This window comes from Uniformispora flossi (genome assembly GCF_049534875.1).
In the GTDB taxonomy this organism is placed as follows: Bacteria; Actinomycetota; Actinomycetes; order Streptomycetales; family Streptomycetaceae; genus Yinghuangia; species Yinghuangia aomiensis.
Genome location: NZ_JBMULZ010000014.1, coordinates 24,668 through 44,166 on the forward strand (window position 1 = coordinate 24,668; position 19,499 = coordinate 44,166).

Here is a 19,499-nt window from a genome sequence, read left to right on the forward strand (position 1 = left end):
CGGCGCCGGGGGGGGGGTTTGTGGGGGCCCGGGGGCGCGTGGGGGGCGGGGCTGGGGTTTTAACCCCGCCCGCCCGGGGGGGGCGCGGTTTCCACCCCGCCCCCCCCGCCGATGTGCGGCTCGGTGGTGCCCGGCTCGATCGTGCCCGGTTTACTGGTGTGCTGCTCAGCGGGCGTTGAAGTACTTCGCCTCGGGGTGGTGGAGCACGATGGCGTCGGTGGACTGCTCGGGGTGGAGCTGGAATTCCTCGGACAGGTCGACGCCGATGCGGTGCGGCTGGAGGAGTTCGACGATCTTGGCGCGGTCTTCCAGGTCGGGGCAGGCCCCGTAGCCGAGGGAGAAGCGCGCGCCGCGGTATTCGAGCTTGAGCATGCCGTCGATGTCGGCCGGGTCCTCGCCGGCGAAGCCGAGTTCGGCGCGCACCCGGGCGTGCCAGTACTCGGCCAGCGCTTCGGCCAACTGCACGGACAGACCGTGGAGTTCGAGGTAGTCGCGGTAGGCGTTGTCGGCGAACAGCCTGCCGGTGGCGCCGGACAGCTTCGAGCCCATGGTGACGACCTGGAAGCCGACGACGTCGACCTCGCCGGAGTCCTCCGGGCGGAAGAAGTCCGCGAGGCACAGGTGCCGGTCGCGGCGCTGGCGCGGGAAGGTGAAGCGGAGGCGTTCGGAGCCGTCCTCGTGCAGGACGATCAGGTCGTCGCCCTTGGAGACGCACGGGAAGTAGCCGTAGACGACGGCTGCTTCGAGGAGGTTCTCGGTGACGAGGCGGTCGAGCCAGTAGCGCAGGCGCGGGCGGCCTTCGGTCTCGACGAGTTCCTCGTAGGAGGGCCCGTTGCCGCCGCGGGTGGGCTTGAGGCCCCACTGCCCCATGAAGGTGGCGCGTTCGTCGAGCCAGGACACGTAGTCGGCGAGCTGGATGCCCTTGACCACGCGGTCGCCCCAGAACGGCGGCTTCGGCACCGGGTTGGTGACGGACACGTCGGAGCGCGCGGGCATGTCTTCGGGCGCGGTCTCCACGAGCGTCGCGGCGGCGACCTTACGGCGCTTGAGCGGCGGGAGTTCGACACCGGGGACGCCGCGCTTGACGCCCATGAGGGCGTCCATGAGGCGCAGGCCTTCGAAGGCGTCGCGGGCGTAGCGGACTTCGCCGGCGTAGATGTCGTACAGGTCTTCCTCGACGTAGGCGCGGGTGAGCGCGGCGCCGCCGAGGATGACCGGGAAGCGGGTGGCGAGGCCGCGCTGGTTCAGCTCCTCCAGGTTCTCCTTCATGATCACGGTGGACTTGACCAGGAGGCCGGACATGCCGACGACGTCGGCCTTGTGCTCCTCGGCGGCGTCGAGGATCGCCGACACCGGCTGCTTGATGCCGATGTTGACGACGTTGTAGCCGTTGTTGCTGAGGATGATGTCGACGAGGTTCTTGCCGATGTCGTGGACGTCGCCCTTGACGGTGGCGAGCACGATCGTGCCCTTGCCGTCCGCGTCGCTCTTCTCCATGTGCGGTTCGAGGTGCGCCACCGCGGTCTTCATGACCTCGGCGGACTGCAGCACGAACGGCAGCTGCATCTGGCCGGAGCCGAACAGCTCGCCGACGACCTTCATGCCTTCGAGCAGCGTGTCGTTGATGATCTCCAGCGCGGGCCGGGTGGCGAGCGCCTCGTCCAGGTCGGCCTCGAGTCCCTGGCGTTCCCCGTCGACGATCCGGCGCTCGAGCCGCTCGCCGAGCGGCAGCGCGGCAAGTTCCTCGGCCCGCGAGGCCCGCACCGACTTGGCGTCGACGCCTTCGAACAGTTCCATGAAGCGGGCCAGCGGGTCGTAGCCCTCGCGGCGCCGGTCGTAGACCATGTCGAGCGCGACCTCGCGCTGCTCCTCGGGGATCCGGGCCATCGGCAGGATCTTCGAGGCGTGCACGATCGCCGAGTCGAGGCCGGCTTCGACGCACTCGTTGAGGAACACCGAGTTGAGGACCATGCGCGCGGCCGGGTTGAGGCCGAACGACACGTTCGACAGCCCGAGCGTGGTCTGCACCTGCGGGTACAGGCGCTTGATCTCCCGAATGGCGTCGATCGTCTCGAGCCCGTCGCGGCGGGTCTCCTCCTGACCGGTCCCGATCGGGAACGTCAGGCAGTCGACGATGATGTCCTCGACGGCGAAGCCCCAGTTGTCGCGCAGGTCGCGGATGATCCGGTCGGCGACGCGGACCTTCCACTCGGCGGTGCGCGCCTGGCCTTCCTCGTCGATCGTGAGCGCGACGAGCGCCGCGCCGTGTTCCTTCGCGAGCGCGGCGATCTTGGCGAAGCGCGACTCGGGCCCGTCGCCGTCCTCGTAGTTGACCGAGTTGACGACGGCACGGCCGCCGAGCGCTTCGAGACCGGCCTGGATGACCGCGGGCTCGGTGGAGTCCAGGACCAGCGGCAGCGTGGTCGCGGTGGCCAGGCGGGTGGCCAGCTCGCGCATGTCCTCGGCGCCGTCGCGGCCGACGTAGTCGATGTTGAGGTCGAGCATGTGCGCGCCGTCGCGGGACTGGTCGCGCGCGATCTCCAGGCACTTCTCCCAGTCCTGGACCAGCATCGCCTCGCGGAACGCCTTGGAGCCGTTGGCGTTGGTGCGCTCGCCGATCGCCAGGTACGAGGTGTCCTGCCGGAACGGGACCGACTGGTACAGCGACGCCGCGGACGGCTCGCGGCGGGCCCGGCGCTGCGTGATCTCGCGGCCGCGCACACGCTCGACGACCTGGCGCAGGTGCTCGGGCGTGGTGCCGCAGCAGCCGCCGACCAGGGACAGGCCGTACTCGCGCGTGAAGACGTCGTGCGCGTCGGCGAGTTCCTCGGGGCTGAGCGGGTAGTGCGCGCCGTCCGAGGTGAGCACCGGCAGACCGGCGTTCGGCATCGCGGACAGCCCGATCTGCGCGTGGCGTGCGAGGTGCCGCAGGTGCTCGCTCATTTCCGCGGGACCGGTGGCGCAGTTGAGGCCGATGAGGTCCACACCGAGCGGTTCGAGAGCGGTCAGCGCCGCGCCGATCTCCGAGCCCAGCAGCATCGTGCCGGTCGTCTCGACGGTGACCTGCACGAACACCGGCACGTTGGTACCCGCGGCCTGGTTGGCGCGCTGGGCGCCGATGACGGACGCCTTGGTCTGCAGCAGGTCCTGGCTGGTCTCGACGAGCAGCGCGTGCGCGCCGCCGGCGATCAGACCGGCGGCGTTGGCCTGGTAGGCGTCGCGGAGGACGTCGTAGGTGGTGTGGCCGAGGCTCGGGAGCTTGGTGCCGGGGCCGATCGAGCCGAGCACCCAGCGCGGGTGGTCCGCGGTGGAGAAGCCGTCGGCGACTTCGCGCGCGAGGCGGGCGCCGGCCTCGGACAGCTCGAAGATGCGGTCGGCGATGTCGTACTCGCCGAGGTTCGCGAAGTTCGCACCGAAGGTGTTGGTCTCGACGCAGTCGACGCCGACCGAGAAGTAGGCCTCGTGCACCGAACGGACGATGTCCGGGCGCGACACGTTGAGGATCTCGTTGCAGCCCTCGTGGCCCTGGAAATCGTCGAGAGTGGGGTCCTGCGCCTGCAACATGGTGCCCATGGCCCCGTCGGCGACGACCACGCGGGTGGCGAGTGCTTCCCGCAGCTGTTCGGGGGTTGCGGATGTTGCAGTCATCAGGATTCTCCCTGGGGTGCGACGGCTGTCGGCTTCTGGCCCCTGGCGGGCCCTCCGGTCCGCACGCGGGCCGGGCGAACAGCGTAACCGTGCGGCGCACGGAATCCGCGGGGCGTCCCACCTGATGGGAATGCCGTCGGCCTTCCCCTGGTTGCCGGTACGCATCCGCGGCGTGCGCTGGCGGATGCCCGTTCCGGGTAGGAGTCACACCGGCGGGTACGGCACGCGACCCGCGGGATCGGCCGTCCGGCCCCCCGCAGGGCCGAAGCCGTAGGCTGGACGCGGTACACAAGGAATGGCAAAGAACCCGTGACACGCACGGGAAAGCGGATCCGGCGCAGTGGCGCCGGCGAGGAGGCACCGGCTTGATCGAGCTGGACGACATCCCCGAACTGGTGGACCCCGTCATGGTGGCCGCATTCGAGGGGTGGAACGACGCGGGCGACGCCGCGTCCGCCGCCGTCGCACACCTCGACCAGGTCTGGGGCGGCGAAGTCTTCGCGGCATTGGACGCGGAGGACTACTACGACTTCCAGGTGAACCGGCCGACCGTGTGGATGGACGGCGACACCCGGCGCATCACGTGGCCGACCACGCGCCTGTCCGTGGTCCGGGTCCCGGAGCCGCGCCGCGACATCGTGCTCGTGCACGGCATCGAGCCCAACATGCGCTGGCGCTCCTTCTGCAACGAGCTGCTCGGCTTCGCCCACGAGCTCGGTGTGGAAACCGTCGTCACCCTCGGCGCGCTCCTCGGCGACACCCCGCACACCCGGCCGGTCCCGGTCAGCGGCACCACCTCCGACCCGGTGGTGGCCCGCAGCCTCGGCCTGGAGCAGACGAAGTACGAGGGCCCGACGGGCATCGTCGGCGTCCTCCAGGAAGCCTGCACGCATGCGGGCATGCCCGCGCTCACGTTCTGGGCCGCGGTGCCGCACTACGTGTCGCAGGCACCGTCCCCGAAGGCGACGCTGGCGCTGCTCCGCAAGCTTGAGGACTTCCTGGACCTGGCGATCCCGATGGGCGAGCTGACCGAGGACGCGCGGGCGTGGCAGCTGGGCGTGGACCAGCTCGCCGCCGAGGACGCGGAGGTCGCCGAGTACGTGCAGGCCTTGGAGGCGGCGCGCGACGCGGAGGACCTGCCGGAGGCCTCGGGCGAGGCCATTGCGCTGGAGTTCGAGCGGTATCTGCGGAGGAAGGGCGGCGAGGGGGGACCCGCGGCCGGGGGGTGACGGGTGCCCGGGGGGTAAATGAGGGGTGCCCGGGGATGACGGTTGTGCGGGGGGTCACGGGCGTGCGGGGGGTCACGGGCGTGCGAGCGGTGACGGTTGTGCGGGGGGCACGGGCGTGCGGGGGGTGACGGTCGTGCGGGGGGCGACGGTCGTGCGGGGGGAACCGCTTGCAGCCCCGAAGCGATGACCCCTAGGCACAGGCCTGTGGACAACCGCCGACACGCGCTGATTCGGGCGTGTTAGACCTTGGTGGTTGGGGGAGCCGTGGGCGGTATGACAATCCGATCAGCCGCGCGCACGTTCGCTCATGCCGCTGCACCGGTGCCGTTCCCCGCTCCCCTCGTGCCGCACCCTCACACCGCCACCATCGCCCGCCCCCGTCCCACCCGCGCCGCTTGCTCCGCCAGCGCGTCCAGGACGGCCGCCAAGTGCGGATCGCTCTCCGCCCCGTTGCGCACCATCGCGCCGATGTGCCGCTGCGGCTGATCGCCCGTCAGCTCGCGGATCACGATCCCCGCGGCGGAATGCGGCGCGGACGCCAGCCGCGACGTCACGAGCCGCGGCACCAGCGCCACCCCCAACCCCGCCGCGACCAGGCCGAAGATCGTCGTCCACTCGTCGGCCCGGTGCACCACGCGCGGCGTGAACCCGGCAGCCGCGCACGCCGTCGCCGTCAGCCGACTGCATGCGCCGACCGAACCCGACACCCACGGGTCGTCGCTCAGGTCCGCGATCGCCACCGCGCGTTCCCCGGCAAGCGGGTGATCCGCCCGCATCATCACATCGAGTGGATCGGCGAGCAGCGCAACGCGGGCGAACCGCGCGTCGTCCCCGACCGGCCCGTCCGGCGACGCGATCACGATCGCGAGGTCCGTTTCGCCGTGCACGAGTTCACCGTGCACGTCGGGCAGCTCCGACTCGCGCAGGATCAGCGACAGCCCGGGCCGCCGCTCGCGCAGGTCGCCGAGTGCGGGCAGGACGAGGCCGGTGATCGCCGACCCGAACGCGGTGACCCGCACCTCGCCGGCATCGCCGTCCCGGTACGCCGCCAAATCCGCGTTCACTCGTTCGAGCTGTGCAAACAGCTGATCGGCATGCCGCAGCAGGACCCGTGCGGCGCCGGTCAGCCGGACCCGGCGGCCGGCGGGTTCGAGGAGCTTGACGCCCGTCTCCCGGGCCAACGCCGTCAACTGTTGCGACACCGCCGACGGGGTCAGGTGCAGGGCTTCGGCGACGGCCGCGACCGTGCCGCGCTCGTCGAGTTCCCGCAGTACGCGCAGCTTGCGCAGGTCGAGGTCCGATGCGGAGGACATAGCGCAACTGTACGAGCCGCGCGGGCTGTTTCCGAACACTTGTCCAGTGCGTCCCCGATAGGGTGAAGATCCATGATCTTGGACCTCCCGAAGTCCCCGTTGCGGGTCGCGACCGTACAGACCTCCTCCGTCCGAGGCGACGTCCCGGCGAACGTCGCAACCGTCACCCGCCTGGTCCACGAAGCCGCCCGACAAGGCGCCCGCGTCACGCTGTTTCCCGAGAAGATCCTGACCGGGTACGAACCCGCATTGATCGCATCCGATCCGGCACGCTACGCCGTCACCGAGACCGACCCCCGCCTCTCGCCCATCGCCGACGCCTGTCGCGCGACCGGGACGGCGGCCGTCGTCGGCGCCGCGGTCGCGGACGACGCACAGCTCCTCATCTCGGCCCTCGTGTTCGGCCCCGACGGACATGTCCTCGGCCGCGCGGACAAGCAGCACCTGTTCGCGAGCGAAGTCTCCACCTATGTCGCCGGCGAATCCGCATGCACGTTCGAACTCGACGGCTGGCACCTCGGTTTGGGCATCTGCTACGACTCCGGCTTCCCCGAGCACGCCCGCGCCGCCGCGGTCGACGGCTGCCACGCGTACCTGGTGGGCGCCCTGTTCGGCCGTGGCGGCGGCGAACGGCAGTACCGGACCTGGTTCCCGGCACGCGCCATCGACAACACGATCTACAGCGTGCTGGCCAACCACGTCGGCCCGGCGGGGGAATGGGACGCCGCGGGCGGGAGCGGGGTGTGGGGACCGTACGGGGAGGTAGTCGCGCAGGCGCCGTCCGCTGGTGAGGCGGTGGTCTGCGCCGATCTGGATCCGGGCGAGATCGCCCGGGTGCGGGCTGAGTTGACGATGCTGCGGGACTTGGCTGCGGGACCGGGACCGGGGCCGGGGGTGGGGGTGGGGGCGCGGCGGCGGTTGAGGTGACGCAGTCGCGTTCCCCTGTCCGCCGGGAACCGCCGCGAAGCCGGACAAGCATCCACGAGCTGCCGTCCGGTCACGCACTCACACCGCAGCGAGTCCCGCGGCGGTTTCGATGTAGGCCCGGACGAGGGCGGTGTCCCCGTTTGTCAGCCAAACCAGCGCGTATTCGATCGGCGGGGCGTCCTCGAAGGGGACCCACACGGTGTCGGGCCTGCCGAAGTACCGCTCCGCGCTCCGCGAGCAGACCGTGACGCCCCTGCCGGCGCCGACCAAGGGCAGGATCGCGTGCCAGTCGGCCGATACGGGGCCGTGCCGGACGGCACGTCCCGCGGGGGTCCGGGACGGATAGTGGAAGTCGAGGAAATGCCGGGGCGCCGTGCCGCCGACCGCCAGAAGCGTGCAGTCCGCAAGATCCTCGACCGACACCGACGACCGGTCGGCGAGGCGGTGTGTGCGGGGGACGACAAGGACACGCTGTTCGCGTATCAGGACCGGACCGACGGTGAGGTCGGGCTCGTCGACCGGAAGTTCGGAAAGCTGCAGGCTCACCTCCCCGCGGCGGAGCAGGGCGAACGGCTCCGCGAGCGCGATCTCCCTGATCCTTGCCTCGTTTTCGGGATGACGGTCGGCGAACGCGGTGGCGGCTTTCAGGACCAGATCGGCGGCCATCGGGCTGGCATAGCCGATGCACAGCACGCCGGAAAGACCGCGTCCGACCGATTCGGCGCGGGCAATGGCGCGCTGCACCGACTGGTGGGCGGGCAGGAGTTCGTCGCGGAGCTGCACCCCCAGCGCGGTCAGTGCCACTCGCCTGCTGGTCCTTTCGAACAGCGGGGCTCCGAAGCGCCGTTCCAGCTTGGCGATGGTCTGGCTCACCCGGCCGCTGCTGAGATGCAGCAGCTCCGCGGTGCGCCGAAAGTGCAGTTCCCGGGCCAGGGTCAGGAACGTCTCGATCTCTTGCCGCTCCACCGGGCACCCCGCATTCGCCACCGTCCGATTGTTTAGCTCGGGTAAGCGACCGTAGCAAAAACGTGCGTTGTTCCCGTTCGGACGGTGGATCCATCGTGGACAGGCGAGGAGCGGAACGGCTGTGCCGTCCGCTCCTCGTCCCTGTCGAACGACGCGAAGGATCCCCCATGACGGATATTGCACCCCCGCGCGCCCGAGAAGTCCCCGCGGAAGCAGCCCCGGCGGCGCTGGGCACGCGCGGTTGGCTGACCCTGCTGACGTTGTGCGGCGCGACGTTCATGACCGGCCTCGACTACTCGATCATCATGGTGGCGCTGCCCGCGATCGGCCGGGACCTCGGTTTCGGCTCGGCCAGTTCACTGCAGTGGGTGGCCACCGCGTGCGTCCTCCCCACCGCCGCACTGCTGCCGCTGTGCGGTCGCCTGTCGGACCTGGTCGGACGCCGCCGCCTGTTCCTGAGCGGTGTCGGCGCGTTCACGGTGCTGTCCCTGCTGGCCGGCCTGGCCGGCTCACCCGGTTGGCTCATCGCCGCCCGAGCCGGGCAAGGCATCGCCGCGTCCGCGGTCGGCGCCACCGCGATCGCCTTGCTCACCACGTCCTTTCCCGAAGGCCCGCAACGCACCAAGGCCTTGGGCGTCAACGGGGCGCTGCTGTCCCTGGGATTCGTGATCGGCACCATCGGCGGCGGCATCATCGTGAACGGCCTGAACTGGCGCTGGACCATGCTGCTGCTCGTGGCCATGGGCGGGCTCGTCCTCACCGGGGGCCTCACCCTGCTGCCCCGCGACGGCGAACGCACCGCCTCCCGCCTGGACATCCCCGGGGCCTTGCTGGCCAGCGGCGGGCTGTTCGCCCTGGTCTATGCCGTGTCCACCGGCGCGGACACCGGATGGTCGGGAGCACCGACCCTCGGCGCGTTTGCCGCCGCGGCCGTCCTCCTCGCCGCGTTCCTCGCGGTCGAGGCCCGCCACGAGTCCCCGCTGGTCCCGCTCGCGCTCCTCGGTCGGCCCTCCGTCAAGTGGAGCAGCCTCGTGGGTCTGATCACGTTCGGCATGTGCGGCGGCACCACACTCCTGCTGAGCCTCTACATGCAGGACGTCCTGGGCTGGACTCCACTCCAGACCGGCCTCGGGTTCCTCGCCGAAGGGGCAGCCGCCGGAATCGCCGGTGCCCTGGCCACCCGCCTGATCGGTGCCCGCGGGACCGTCCCCGCCCTGGTGGCCGGCTTGACCGTCCAGGGGCTCGGGACGGGCGCGATGGTGTGGCTTCCCGCCGACGGGAACCTGCCGCTGCTTCTGATCACGTCCGGCGCCATGGGACTGGGACACGTGCTCACCGTCGTCGCGTTCATCACCACCCTGACCTCCGGGCTGCCCGACGAGGACCAGGGCGTGGCCGGAAGCCTCGCCCAGATGCCGCAGTTCGTCGGCGCCATCGGTGTCGCCGCCCTGTCCGCGATCGCCACCGCCGGCACGCGCAGCGGCAGCGACGGAACTGCCGAGCCGGGCGACATCCTCGACGGTCTGCATACCGCCATGCTCACCGCGGGCGCCGTCACCCTCGCTGGGCTCCTCCTCACCGCGCTGCTCAGGCCCCGCGACACCCGGACAGCCGCCCGATAACCGCCCTCGCTGCCTTCTGCCTGCCCCCCGGGACGGGGTGAACGGGGATCACCGGCTGTGTCGGCGATGACGTGGCGGCCGAATGGGCGGCGAGGGGGTTGCTGCTACGCGACCGCCATCGAGCGCTCGCGCAGACGACGCCGGTTGTGCCTGCGGTGTCTCAGGCGTCCAGGTGGTCTCCATGGCGGCATCGGGCGCGGCATCCGCCCGCCTGATGCCGGGCGGGCCGGGGCTCGGCGCGGTGACGCGGCGGTGGCTGCGGGCTGCGGTGCGCGTGTCGATGGATGGCGTGGGTTCACTCAGGCCGTCGCCGAAGTTGCCGCCCCGCCGCGGGTTCGGCGGCTTCGTGCCGCGACAGCGCCGCGAGACCGCCCGTGATCCGTCGTCGGACTCCGTTGCCCACGCGCCACCCCGACGGCGATCCCACCCCGCCCGCAGCCGCCCGAAACCGCGCACCGGCAACACGGAGTTCGAAGCCGCAGACCACCGCACCGTCACGGCTCGCCTCACGCCCCACAAAAAATCCCGAACTCCACGGAACGAATCCGTTCCCCGCCTCCTCTCTCAGGCATCAGCCCCACCACGACTCCTGAAAGAGGTCCCGCCATGGCCGCCTTCGCGCCCCTCGCGTCCGTGTTGAGTTTCGCGCCGCCGACCCCGGCCGCCCGGCGCCGCGCGGGCGCCGCCGTGGCTTCGCTGCTGGTCGGCGACGCGGTCCTGCACGCGGTGTGGGCGAGCGGCGTGACGTGGCCGGCCGACAGCACCGCCACGCTCTCCCAAGGTCTGCTCAACGCCGATGTGCCGTTCACTCCGCAGGTGCTGCTGCCCCTGGTGGTAGTCCTCACCACCGCCGCCACGTGCGTCTATGCGCACGCGCACGCCTGGGGTGGAGCCCGTATCCGCGCCCTCGTCCACCTGGTGACCGGTGCCGTCGCCGTCGGCCTGACGGTGCGGGCGATAGCGGGCGTGGTCTGGGCGTTCGGTATCGGCGCCGACTCGGGCAGCACCTTCTACCGGCTCAACCTGCTGGTGTACACGCCGGTGTGCATCGGTTTCGGGTACGCGGCGGCACGCCTCGCCCGGGGAGGGAGGTCCCGGACGGCCGGGATCCTGCGTCGCGCGCGGGTCGCGGGAGAATGACCGCCACCGTGACCAAGCAGGTGCCCCCGGAGGTAGACCGTCGAGCCAGAGGCGTTGCCCTGGCGCGATCGGCCCTGCGGGGAGACACCCTCGCGATGAACGATCTGCTCGACCATCTCATCCCGTACGTCACCTCGATCTGCGGCCCCATCGCACTGACCAGCCGTCCGGATGCCGTGCAGGAGACCCTCGTCGCGGTCTTCCGCGGGCTGCGGCGCCTGCAGGAGCCGGAGGCGCTGTACGGCTGGGTCCGCTCGGTGGCGGTCCGCGAAGCCATACGGGTCGCCAAGCAAGACGCGCGCAGCAACCCCGCCGAACTCACCGAAGTACCCGCCGTCGGCGACCCGCAACTCGCCGCGGACATCGGCGACGTACTGGCACGCCTGTCGCCCGAGCACCGCGCAGTCCTCGTGTTGCGCGACATCGAAGGCCTCGACGAAAAGGAGGCGGCCGCCATGCTCGGCGTCCCGGAAGGCACCGTCAAATCGCGGCTGTCCCGGGCCCGGGCCGGATTCCGAAGGATGTGGACGTCGTGACCGTGGGAGACCCGCACGAGTGGAACGGATCGGAGCATCCGGACGTGGATCTGCCGTCTTGGCACGGCTCGGTGTTCGACCCGGTAGCCGAACTCGATCCGATCGAACGCCTGCGCATCATTACCGGCGGCATCCCGGGCGCCCGCGTCGTCGAAGGTGTCGTGGACGTCCCGTTCGACGAGGCGTGGGCCGTGATGGGCGACCTGGAAGACGGCTTCGGCGTGTTCCAGCCGGACATGCGGCACGTCACCGTCGTCGACCGCGACGGCGAGCACGTCGTCGCGGACGCCCGGAGCCGGTACGGCATGCGCGCCCGGCTGCGCGGCGTGCTGCGGCCGGGCTGGTGCTGGCTGCAAAGCCGGTTCGTCATCATCGGCATGGCCGCGACACCGTCGCCCGACGGCGCAACCACCCGCGTGGCACTGACCGGTGGCGTACGGGTCCCGGGCCGCGCCGCCATAGTCCCGCTCGGCACCCGCCGGGCCCTGCAACGCTCGCTGACGAAGCTCGACCGCGTGCTGACCCGCGGCTGACGGGGCCACGGGCCGCCTCGGGAGGCGGGCGGCGGAAACGGGGCGGGGGCGGCTTGGGTTGGGTTGGGTTGGGTTGGGCGGAGGCTGGACGGGACGGGGCGGGGCTGGAAGGGGCTGCCCGACCCGCAGGAAGGGGCTGCCCGACCCGAGAGCGGACTCCCCGCTCCCCTTGATGACCGTGGTCCGCTTGCCAGGTTTCCGGGTAGCGGAGTCAGCCGTAGCCGGACCGGAACAGGACAGGCCCCCGTCCCGGATCGGGCCGGGCACCCCTGCGGCCTCACTGTCACCCACCCAGTCGCCGGGTGACGGGGTGGCCGGGCAGCCGGTGGCCGGGTGGCCGGTGGCCGGGTGGCCGGGTGGCCGGGCAGCATGGCGGCAGGGCAGCGGGAGCCGGGTAGCCAGGCACCATGGCGGCGGGGCAGCGAGGCGGCGGGGTAGCGAGGCATCCGGGGCCAGGTAGCCAGGCAGCAGGGCACCGGAAGCCGGGTAGCCAGGCAGCATGCCAACAAGGCAACCGGGCACCAGGAGCCGGGTGGCCAGGCAGCCGTCAGCTGGTCAACCAGGTAAGCGAAGGCCCGGCCTCCCCGGCTAGTGGCAGCGCACCCAAGTGCCCTCCACAGCCCACCTGATCAGCCGCGCGGCGACGGTCAGCCCACCACCGCTCGCGGTCTGGATCAGCCTGCCGAAGGCACTCGATGCGGTCCCTCATCGCCGCACTGATCACCAAGCAGACAGACACGCCCGATCAACCGACCAGCCCACGGACGAGACACGCTCCAGGGCTCCTCACTCAACGCCGGCCCCACCCCACAAGGTCGGCACCAACCGCCGGGCGCACCTACAAATCCAGCACCAGCCGCTCTCCCACACACCGCGACACGCAGATCATCATCGTGTCGCCGACCGCCCGCTCAGCGGGAGTCAGGACGGTATCGCGATGGTCCGGAACACCCTCTAGGACATCGGTCTCGCACGTACCGCACGTGCCTTCGGCGCACGAGTACAGCACTTCGACACCGGCCGAGCGGACCGTCTCCAGGATCGACGCGTCGGCAAGCACCGACAACGTACGACCGGATCGGGCCAGCACCAGCTCGAAGGCGCTGCGAGGCTCGGCCCCATCCACCCCGTCGCCGTCGGCGGCGACCGGCTGGAACCGCTCGGTCCGCAGCGTCTCGCGCGGCCACGCCGCCGCGGCCGCATCGAGAAGCGGTCCCGGACCGCAGCAGTACACCAACGTGTCCGACGGCACGTCGCCCAGGTGCGCGGTGAGGTCGAGCAGTCCGGTCTCGTCGTGCGGCGCGATGGTCACGCGGCTGCCATAGCGGGCCAGTTCGTCGACGAACGCCATCGATGTGCGGGTGCGCCCGCCGTACAGCAACGTCCAGTCGGCTCCGGCCGCCTCTGCCGCCGCGAGCATGGGAAGGATCGGCGTGATGCCGATCCCGCCCGCGACAAACCGATACCGCGGCGCCGGTTCCAGCGCGAAGTGGTTGCGCGGACCACGCACCCGCACCGGCGTGCCCGCGGTGAGGGTGTCATGGACGAACGCCGAGCCGCCGCGCCCGGCCGGCTCGCGCAGGACGGCGATCCGCCATGTCGCGGCCTCGGCCGGATTGCCGCACAGCGAGTACTGACGAGTCAGGCCATCCGCGAGCAGGAGATCAATGTGAGCACCAGGAGCCCAGACCGGCAGGTCCGCCCCCTCGGGGTGACGAAGCGTCAGAACAGCGACCCCGTCGGCCGGTTCGACCCGCTCCGCAACGGAGAGCTGCAGGGTCGAGTCCACGACCGCAACCGGCAACGTCGACACACTCATCCCGTCACCGAAGCCGATGCCGACGCGGATGCCGCGGACGAGGACGGGGGCGAGGACGGGGGCGAGGACGACGGCGAGGGCGACGCGGAAGCGGATGCCGAACCCGGTGCCGCGACCGCAGCACTCCCCGACGCCCCGTCCGCCGCAGCGGCAGTCATCGCCGCCAGTACCCGTCGCGCCGCCAGAGCGCCGGCATCGATGTTGATGCTCAGCTCCTGGTACCCGTCCGGTTCGCTGTCGAGCGTGCGCTGCAGCAGGTTGAGTGCGTCGACGTCCTGGATGACCACGTCCCGGTTGAAGTCGTGCAGGAACGTGTCGAGTTCGGCGTCGTCCGTGGCGAAGTCGCGGGAGACCGCCCAGAAGTCGTACACCTTGCCCGGGGCCGACGGCGTGATCGCGTAGGTGATCTCCGTGTGGTAGGCGCGCGTCGGGTCGCCGACCGGGGAGATGCGGCTGTGCAGGAGGTACAGGCAGGGGGCGAAGTACTCGATGTCCTGCCGGCGGCTGATGCGGCCGTCGATGCCGGTCGACCGGGCGTAGAACGGCGGGCATGCGGCATCGTCCATGCGTCGGCTGACCCGGACGACGTGGGCCTCGTCGTCGACGGACGTGGCGATCGGCGTCTCCGCGACCTCGGGCGTGCCGATGTAGCCGTTGTGCAGGTAGGTCTCGTGCGACAGATCGAGGAGGTTGTCGACCAGCAAGCCGTAGTCGGCGTCGATCGGTTCCATGCCGCGGACAGTCGACCAGCCGGGGCTGTCGAGGTGGCGGGCCCGCGGGATGGCCGTCGGGTCGGCGCGGTCCGGATCGCCGATCCACACCCAGACGAGGGAGTCCTGTTCCACGACGGGGTACGAACGCACGCGGGCGGTACGGGGAATGCGCGTCTGTCCGGGGACGCGCACGCACGTTCCGGTGGGGTCGTACGTGAAGCCGTGGTAGCCGCACACGACCGTGTCGTTCTCCAGGCTGCTCGCCGAGAGCGGGTAGCGGCGGTGCACGCACCGGTCGGCCAGCGCGACGACGGAGGCGCCGTCCTCGGTCCGGTAGAACACGATCGGCTCGCCCAGGATGGTGCGGGCGAGCAGGTCGCGGGCCACTTCGCCGGAGTATGCCGCCACATACCACTGGTCGCGCACGAATGCCGTCATGTCGCCTCCCGGAAAGCCGAGTTCGAGGGTGTGGCGGCCAGCGTCCCGGTCGGTCCCGGGCGGCGACAACGGCTCTTTCGCCCAGCGAAAGTGTGCGGTCGGTCCGGCTGCTCTGGGGCAGAGAGATGCCGCAGACCGCAAGCACGTGTCAGCGGGACGGTGACGTGCGGTCAGCACGGCGAGCGGCCGAGCCCACGGGAGGTCCCGCAGGCCGCGAGCAGTAGCACCGGAACGAGGGCCTGCGTCAGCACGGCGGACGGCTGCGTGCCCGGGAAATCCCACAAGCCGTGCCGCACCACCGGAACGAGGATCTGCGGTCAACACGGCGGGCGACCGAGCACCCGGGAGTCCCGAGGACAGCGCGCCGCACCACCGGAACGACGGTGAGCGATCAGCGCGGCGGACGACCAAGCGCGCGCGAGATCCCACGGGCCGCAAGCCGCACCACCGGAACAAGGGTGTGCGCCGGCGTCGTCTCCGCCGGCACCACGACCGACACGGCGGCAAGCACGTCGCCGTGCGGTCCGTACACCGGTGCCGCCACGGACACGGCGTCGTCCGTGATCTGCCGGTCGCTGACGGCGCAGCCCGTCGCGCGGACGTCGGCCAGCACGCGGCGCAGCAGCGTCGGGTCGGTGATGGTGTGGGGGGTGAAGGCGGTCAGCGGCCCGTCGCAGACGCGGTCGATGACGGCGGTGTCGGCGTGGGCGAGCAGCACGAGCCCGACGCCGGTGGCGTGGAGCGGCCAGCGTGCGCCGACGCGGGTGCGGACGCCGACCGCCGAGCGGCCGAAGATCCGTTCGATGTAGAGCACGTCGCAGCCGTCGCGGACGGCCAGCTGCACGTTCTCGTGGGTGGTTTCGTACAGGTCCTCGAGGAACGGCAGAGCGGCATGCCGCAGCCCGAGGCCACGCGGTGCGAGGGTCGCGACCTCCCACAATCGGAGTCCGATGTGGTACGTGCCGACTTCGTCGCGTTCGAGCGCACCCCAGGCGGTCAGCGCGGCGACGACCCGGTAGGCGGTCGGTAGGGCAAGGTCGGCGCGGCGGCTGATCTCGGTGAGGGTGAGCGCGGGGTGTTCGAGATCGAAGGCACCGATGACGGAAAGGAGGCGATCGGCAGCCGAACGAGGCGCGAGCAGCGCCCCGGACACATCACGCTTCGGGGAAGGCGGATCGGCCGGCCCGCCGCGCCGGTTCGCGGTCGTGTGCGCGGCCACCTCCGCAGCCACGACCGCGGCCGCCGCACGACGCAGTTCCAGCAGCTCCGCGACGTGCAGCCCAAGGGCCTCGGCGATCGCCGCCACGGTCTTGGCCGACGGCACCGCATCCGCCCGGAACGCGGCTTGCACGGTGGTGCGGCTCAGACGTGCCCGGGCGGCCAGTCCCGGCTTGGTCAGCCGCGCGCGGGTAAGCCCGTCGCCGAGCCGTCGGTGCAGCTCGTCCAGCGCCGCGCTGCGCTCGCCTTCCGGCTCGGTCACCGATCGGCCGCTCTCGGACCGGCACCGCTGCGCGGCTGAGCTACCGCCGCAACGGCCGTCTCCCCCACGACCACGGCCTCGTCCCCACCCCACCGAACCGACCCGGCATCCCCTACCGCCACGCCCTCGTCCCCGCTCGCGTCCGCGTCCGTGTCCGACCGGACGCGGCCGACGCCCCCCACGACCACGCCGTCGTCCCCGTCCAACGGAACCGAGCCGGCATCCCCCACCGCCGCGCGCTCGTCCCCGCCCTCGTCCCCGTCCGCGCCCTCGTCCCCGTCCGCGTCCGACCGGACCGAGCCGACGCCCCCCACGACCACGCCGTCGTCCCCGTGCAACCGAACCGAGTCGGCGTCCCCTACCGCCACGCCCTCATTCGCGTCCAACCGGACCGCGGCCAGGTAGGCGCGGATCGCCACCAGGTTCCGTGACATGCAGTCGATGCGTGCCTGGATGCGGTCGACTTCCTCGCGGAGCAGTGCCGAGGTCTCCTCCGTCAGGCACTGCGGGTGCGGGTGCAGCTGACCGGGGCGGTCGAGGAACGGCACGATCCGCCGGATGATCTCGGTGGTGAGTCCGCTGTCCAGCAGTCCGCGGATCTGGGTCACCCGCGCCACGGCGCTCTCGTCGTAGTCGCGGTACCCGTTGTTCGCGCGCTCCGGATGCAGGAGGTCCTGCTCTTCGTAGTAACGCAGCATCCGCGTCGGCACCCCCGTGCGCCGCGCCAGCTCGCCGATCCGCACGTGGCGCCTCCTCGTGTTCGGGGTCGTGCTCGGAGTCGTGGCCGTGGCCGTGGTAGTGGTCAAGGCCGGAGCAGTCCCCCAGTCTCACCACTCAGCCATCGGCCCCACCCGCCCGGCAAGCCGATCCGCACTTGCCTTCACACCGATGTCAACGTTTCAGCATGATCCCATGCCCTCGCCATCTGCAAGCTCCCCGGCGACTCGGACCGATCCGCATCCGGGCGATCCGCATCCGGCCGATCCCCGTCCGACCGAACACCCGCGGGCCACTCCCCCGCAAGCCGCTCCGACAGCAACCACCACCCCGGCACCCCCACGACTCCCGCTCCCCGCCCTCCTGGCCCTGTTCACCGCGGCCTTCGGCGCCGTGCTCACCGAGCTGCTCCCCGCCGGACTGCTGCCGCAGCTGAGCGCGGGCCTGAACGTCTCGGAAGCAAGCGCCGGGTTCCTGGTGACCGGCTACGCGGCCGCGTCCTGCCTCGCCGCGATCCCGTTGACGGCGGCGCTCCGCGGTGTGCGCCGACGGCGCGTCCTGATCACCGCGCTGCTCGGGTTCGCCTTGGCCAATGCGGTGACCGCCGGGTCCGGAGCGTATGCCGTGACGTTCGCGGCCAGGCTGCTCGCCGGGGCGATGGGCGGCGTCCTGTGGGCGATGCTGGCCGGCTACGCCGCCCGCATCGCCCCGCCGGAGCGCCGCGGCGCCGCCATTGCGCTGGTGCTCGCCGGCATCACCGTCGCGCTCGCGCTCGGCATCCCGGCCGGCACCACGGTGGCGGCGTACGTCGGCTGGCGCGGCACGTTCGCCCTGCTCGCCGTCCTCGGCGTCGCCGTCGCCGCCTGGGCGCGGTGGAAGGTGCCGGACTTCCCCGGCGAGGCTGCCGCGGACCGCACCCCGCTGCGCCGGATCGCAAAGCTGCCCGGCCTACGGCCGATCCTCGCGGTCACGCTGTTTCTGCTCCTCGGCCACCAGGCCGTGTACACGTACCTCGCACCGCTGTCGGAGCGCGCGGTCGGGGACCGAACGGGGGTGGTGCTCCTGGTGTTCGGCGGTGCGACCGTCGCCGGAATCTGGGCGGCCGGGCTCGTTGCCGACCGGCGTCCGCGTGCGGCGCTCGTCGCGGCGTTGGGGGGCGTCGCCGCCGCGTTGACGCTGCTCGGGGCGGCGGGCGGGCTGCCGGCGGTGTTGTTCGCGGCCGTCGCTTTGTGGGGTGCCGCGTTCGGCGCCGCGCCGACGCTCATCCAGACCGCGCTGGTGACCTTGGCCGGTCCGGACCGGGCCGACGCGGCGACATCGCTGCAGGCCACCGTCTACAACATCGGCATCGCCGTAGGCTCGCTCGCGGGCGGGGTGGTCCTCGGCTCCACCGGTTCGGGGATGCTCCCGTGGGTGGCGTTGCCGATGGTCCTGGCGGCGCTGGGAGCGGTAGCCGTGGGCAGGTTCAGAACAACGTAGGCTGCGGCGCTTCGGGCGCGCCTTCGATGGTCAGCATCCGCCACTTGGTGGCGACCCCGCCGTGTGCGGAGAAGCCGCCCGACGCCCCGCCCGCGGCGAGGACGCGATGGCAGGGCACGACGATCGCGCACGGGTTCTGGCCGAGGGCGTGGCCGACCGCACGTGCCGCGCCGGGCATGCCCATGCGCTGGGCGATCTGGCCGTAGGTGACGGTCTGTCCGGGCGGGATCGTCCGGGCGATGTCGTAGACGCGGCGCTGGAACGCCGGTACGCCGTCGAGGTCGAGGGTGATGTCGGCCAGGTCGACCGGTTCGCCGTCCAGCAGGGCGCGGATGGCGGTGATGGCGGCGGCGACGTCGGGCGGGGGCGCGGCGTCGGGGTAGCCGTCCGGGAGGCGCGACCGCAGGGTGGCGTCGTCGCGTTCGGGAAGGTGGACGGCGGTGACGCCACGCGGGCCCCACGCGATGCCGCACCGGCCTATCGCGGTGTCAAAGAGCGCGGATCCGCGTGGCGTCATGGTTCCAGTCTGCCGTTTCCTGCCGGGGATTTCCGCCGGAAAAGCGCCGCGCGTCAGGCGGCGCAGACGCAGAACTGGTTGCCGTCGGTGTCCTCGTAGACGATCCAGCCGCTGTCGCCCTCGCCGTGGTGGGCCACGCGGACGGCGCCGAGGGACTCGACGCGGGCGGCTTCGGCGTTGAGGTCTTCCGTGTACAGGTCCAGGTGGAGGCGGTTCTTGCCGACCCGGGGCTCGGGCACGACGTGGATGCCGAGGTCGGCGCCCGACTTGGCGGGATCGACGAGGGATGCGTAGGTGTCTCCTTGCGAGCCGACCTCGTATCCGGTGACCGCGCGCCAGAACGCGAGGGCGCCCGCGAGATCGTTGGTGTCGATGCCGATGCCGCCAATACGGAGGGCCATGGAGTACTCGTTTCCGTGACA

General features: G+C 71.7%; 15 protein-coding genes and 1 pseudogene. 7 read left to right on the forward strand and 9 right to left on the reverse strand.

The genetic code is table 11. The features are described from left to right. Positions 1 to 165: 165 nt before the first annotated feature. Positions 166 to 3,648, reverse strand: coding sequence for a methionine synthase (gene metH, locus ACPA54_RS26680; RefSeq protein ID WP_423533900.1), 3,483 nt, complete (start codon positions 3,646 to 3,648; stop codon positions 166 to 168). A gap of 365 nt (positions 3,649 to 4,013) precedes the next feature. On the opposite strand from metH, the pseudogene ACPA54_RS26685 reads away from it, so the two are divergent. Beyond that, positions 4,014 to 4,874 (forward strand): annotated as a pseudogene (locus ACPA54_RS26685) (PAC2 family protein); the annotation flags it as partial. A 356-nt stretch (positions 4,875 to 5,230) separates the two neighbouring features. On the opposite strand, the gene ACPA54_RS26690 reads toward ACPA54_RS26685, so the two are convergent. Then, positions 5,231 to 6,190 carry a LysR family transcriptional regulator gene (locus tag ACPA54_RS26690; RefSeq protein ID WP_423533902.1) on the reverse strand — a complete coding sequence of 320 codons (960 nt, stop codon included), beginning with the start codon at positions 6,188 to 6,190 and terminating at the stop codon, positions 5,231 to 5,233. A gap of 72 nt (positions 6,191 to 6,262) precedes the next feature. Between ACPA54_RS26690 and ACPA54_RS26695 the strand changes: the two genes are divergently transcribed. After that, entirely contained in the window at positions 6,263 to 7,117 is an 855-nt protein-coding gene (locus tag ACPA54_RS26695) for a carbon-nitrogen hydrolase family protein (RefSeq protein ID WP_423533904.1), read from the forward strand. Positions 7,118 to 7,195: 78 nt separating this feature from the next. Here the strand turns inward: ACPA54_RS26695 and ACPA54_RS26700 are convergent, their stop codons facing one another. After that, the gene (locus tag ACPA54_RS26700) at positions 7,196 to 8,104 is read right to left on the reverse strand and encodes a LysR family transcriptional regulator (RefSeq protein ID WP_423533906.1); all 909 of its coding nucleotides are present in this window, start codon (positions 8,102 to 8,104) and stop codon (positions 7,196 to 7,198) included. A gap of 146 nt (positions 8,105 to 8,250) precedes the next feature. Between ACPA54_RS26700 and ACPA54_RS26705 the strand changes: the two genes are divergently transcribed. The 4 genes from ACPA54_RS26705 (at position 8,251) to ACPA54_RS26720 (ending at position 11,914) form a co-directional block, all read left to right on the forward strand. Then, complete coding sequence (locus ACPA54_RS26705) at positions 8,251 to 9,705, forward strand: MFS transporter (protein ID WP_423533908.1); 1,455 nt, start codon at positions 8,251 to 8,253, stop codon at positions 9,703 to 9,705. Positions 9,706 to 10,311: 606 nt separating this feature from the next. Beyond that, a complete protein-coding gene (locus ACPA54_RS26710) occupies positions 10,312 to 10,845 on the forward strand; it encodes a DUF3995 domain-containing protein (protein WP_423533910.1) in 534 nt (177 codons plus the stop codon). Between the two features lie 95 nt (positions 10,846 to 10,940). Further along, entirely contained in the window at positions 10,941 to 11,381 is a 441-nt protein-coding gene (locus ACPA54_RS26715; RefSeq protein WP_423533912.1) for an RNA polymerase sigma factor, read from the forward strand. After that, positions 11,378 to 11,914 carry a hypothetical protein gene (locus ACPA54_RS26720; protein WP_423533914.1) on the forward strand — a complete coding sequence of 179 codons (537 nt, stop codon included), beginning with the start codon at positions 11,378 to 11,380 and terminating at the stop codon, positions 11,912 to 11,914. The genes ACPA54_RS26715 and ACPA54_RS26720 overlap by 4 nt, the downstream gene beginning before the upstream one ends. Before the next feature lie 838 nt (positions 11,915 to 12,752). On the opposite strand, the gene ACPA54_RS26725 is transcribed toward ACPA54_RS26720, so the two are convergent. The 4 genes from ACPA54_RS26725 to ACPA54_RS26740 all read right to left on the reverse strand — a co-directional run bounded on the left by ACPA54_RS26725 (position 12,753) and on the right by ACPA54_RS26740 (position 17,107). After that, the gene (locus tag ACPA54_RS26725; RefSeq protein WP_423533916.1) at positions 12,753 to 13,733 is read right to left on the reverse strand and encodes a PDR/VanB family oxidoreductase; all 981 of its coding nucleotides are present in this window, start codon (positions 13,731 to 13,733) and stop codon (positions 12,753 to 12,755) included. Beyond that, entirely contained in the window at positions 13,730 to 14,884 is a 1,155-nt protein-coding gene (locus ACPA54_RS26730; protein ID WP_423533918.1) for a Rieske 2Fe-2S domain-containing protein, read from the reverse strand. The genes ACPA54_RS26725 and ACPA54_RS26730 overlap by 4 nt, the downstream gene beginning before the upstream one ends. A 391-nt stretch (positions 14,885 to 15,275) precedes the next feature. Further along, the gene (locus ACPA54_RS26735; protein WP_423534100.1) at positions 15,276 to 16,025 is read right to left on the reverse strand and encodes an IclR family transcriptional regulator; all 750 of its coding nucleotides are present in this window, start codon (positions 16,023 to 16,025) and stop codon (positions 15,276 to 15,278) included. A 335-nt stretch (positions 16,026 to 16,360) separates the two neighbouring features. Continuing rightward, the gene (locus ACPA54_RS26740) at positions 16,361 to 17,107 is read right to left on the reverse strand and encodes a MerR family transcriptional regulator (protein ID WP_423533920.1); all 747 of its coding nucleotides are present in this window, start codon (positions 17,105 to 17,107) and stop codon (positions 16,361 to 16,363) included. 169 nt (positions 17,108 to 17,276) lie between these two features. Between ACPA54_RS26740 and ACPA54_RS26745 the strand changes: the two genes are divergently transcribed. Then, positions 17,277 to 18,560 carry an MFS transporter gene (locus ACPA54_RS26745; protein ID WP_423533922.1) on the forward strand — a complete coding sequence of 428 codons (1,284 nt, stop codon included), beginning with the start codon at positions 17,277 to 17,279 and terminating at the stop codon, positions 18,558 to 18,560. Here ACPA54_RS26745 and ACPA54_RS26750 read toward each other — a convergent pair. Further along, entirely contained in the window at positions 18,547 to 19,077 is a 531-nt protein-coding gene (locus tag ACPA54_RS26750; RefSeq protein ID WP_423533924.1) for a methylated-DNA--[protein]-cysteine S-methyltransferase, read from the reverse strand. The genes ACPA54_RS26745 and ACPA54_RS26750 overlap by 14 nt on opposite strands. A 53-nt stretch (positions 19,078 to 19,130) precedes the next feature. Beyond that, positions 19,131 to 19,478 carry a VOC family protein gene (locus ACPA54_RS26755; RefSeq protein WP_423533926.1) on the reverse strand — a complete coding sequence of 116 codons (348 nt, stop codon included), beginning with the start codon at positions 19,476 to 19,478 and terminating at the stop codon, positions 19,131 to 19,133. Positions 19,479 to 19,499: the final 21 nt, after the last annotated feature.

What these genes read in the sequence shown, in the direction of transcription:
- metH (WP_423533900.1), bottom strand. Translation starts at nt 3,648, where the DNA reads ATGACTGCAACATCCGCAACCCCCGAACAGCTGCGGGAAGCACTCGCC.
- ACPA54_RS26690 (WP_423533902.1), bottom strand. Translation starts at nt 6,190, where the DNA reads ATGTCCTCCGCATCGGACCTCGACCTGCGCAAGCTGCGCGTACTGCGG.
- ACPA54_RS26695 (WP_423533904.1), top strand. Translation starts at nt 6,263, where the DNA reads ATGATCTTGGACCTCCCGAAGTCCCCGTTGCGGGTCGCGACCGTACAG.
- ACPA54_RS26705 (WP_423533908.1), top strand. Translation starts at nt 8,251, where the DNA reads ATGACGGATATTGCACCCCCGCGCGCCCGAGAAGTCCCCGCGGAAGCA.
- ACPA54_RS26710 (WP_423533910.1), top strand. Translation starts at nt 10,312, where the DNA reads ATGGCCGCCTTCGCGCCCCTCGCGTCCGTGTTGAGTTTCGCGCCGCCG.
- ACPA54_RS26715 (WP_423533912.1), top strand. Translation starts at nt 10,941, where the DNA reads ATGAACGATCTGCTCGACCATCTCATCCCGTACGTCACCTCGATCTGC.
- ACPA54_RS26725 (WP_423533916.1), bottom strand. Translation starts at nt 13,733, where the DNA reads ATGAGTGTGTCGACGTTGCCGGTTGCGGTCGTGGACTCGACCCTGCAG.
- ACPA54_RS26730 (WP_423533918.1), bottom strand. Translation starts at nt 14,884, where the DNA reads ATGACGGCATTCGTGCGCGACCAGTGGTATGTGGCGGCATACTCCGGC.
- ACPA54_RS26745 (WP_423533922.1), top strand. Translation starts at nt 17,277, where the DNA reads ATGCCCTCGCCATCTGCAAGCTCCCCGGCGACTCGGACCGATCCGCAT.
- ACPA54_RS26750 (WP_423533924.1), bottom strand. Translation starts at nt 19,077, where the DNA reads ATGACGCCACGCGGATCCGCGCTCTTTGACACCGCGATAGGCCGGTGC.
- ACPA54_RS26755 (WP_423533926.1), bottom strand. Translation starts at nt 19,478, where the DNA reads ATGGCCCTCCGTATTGGCGGCATCGGCATCGACACCAACGATCTCGCG.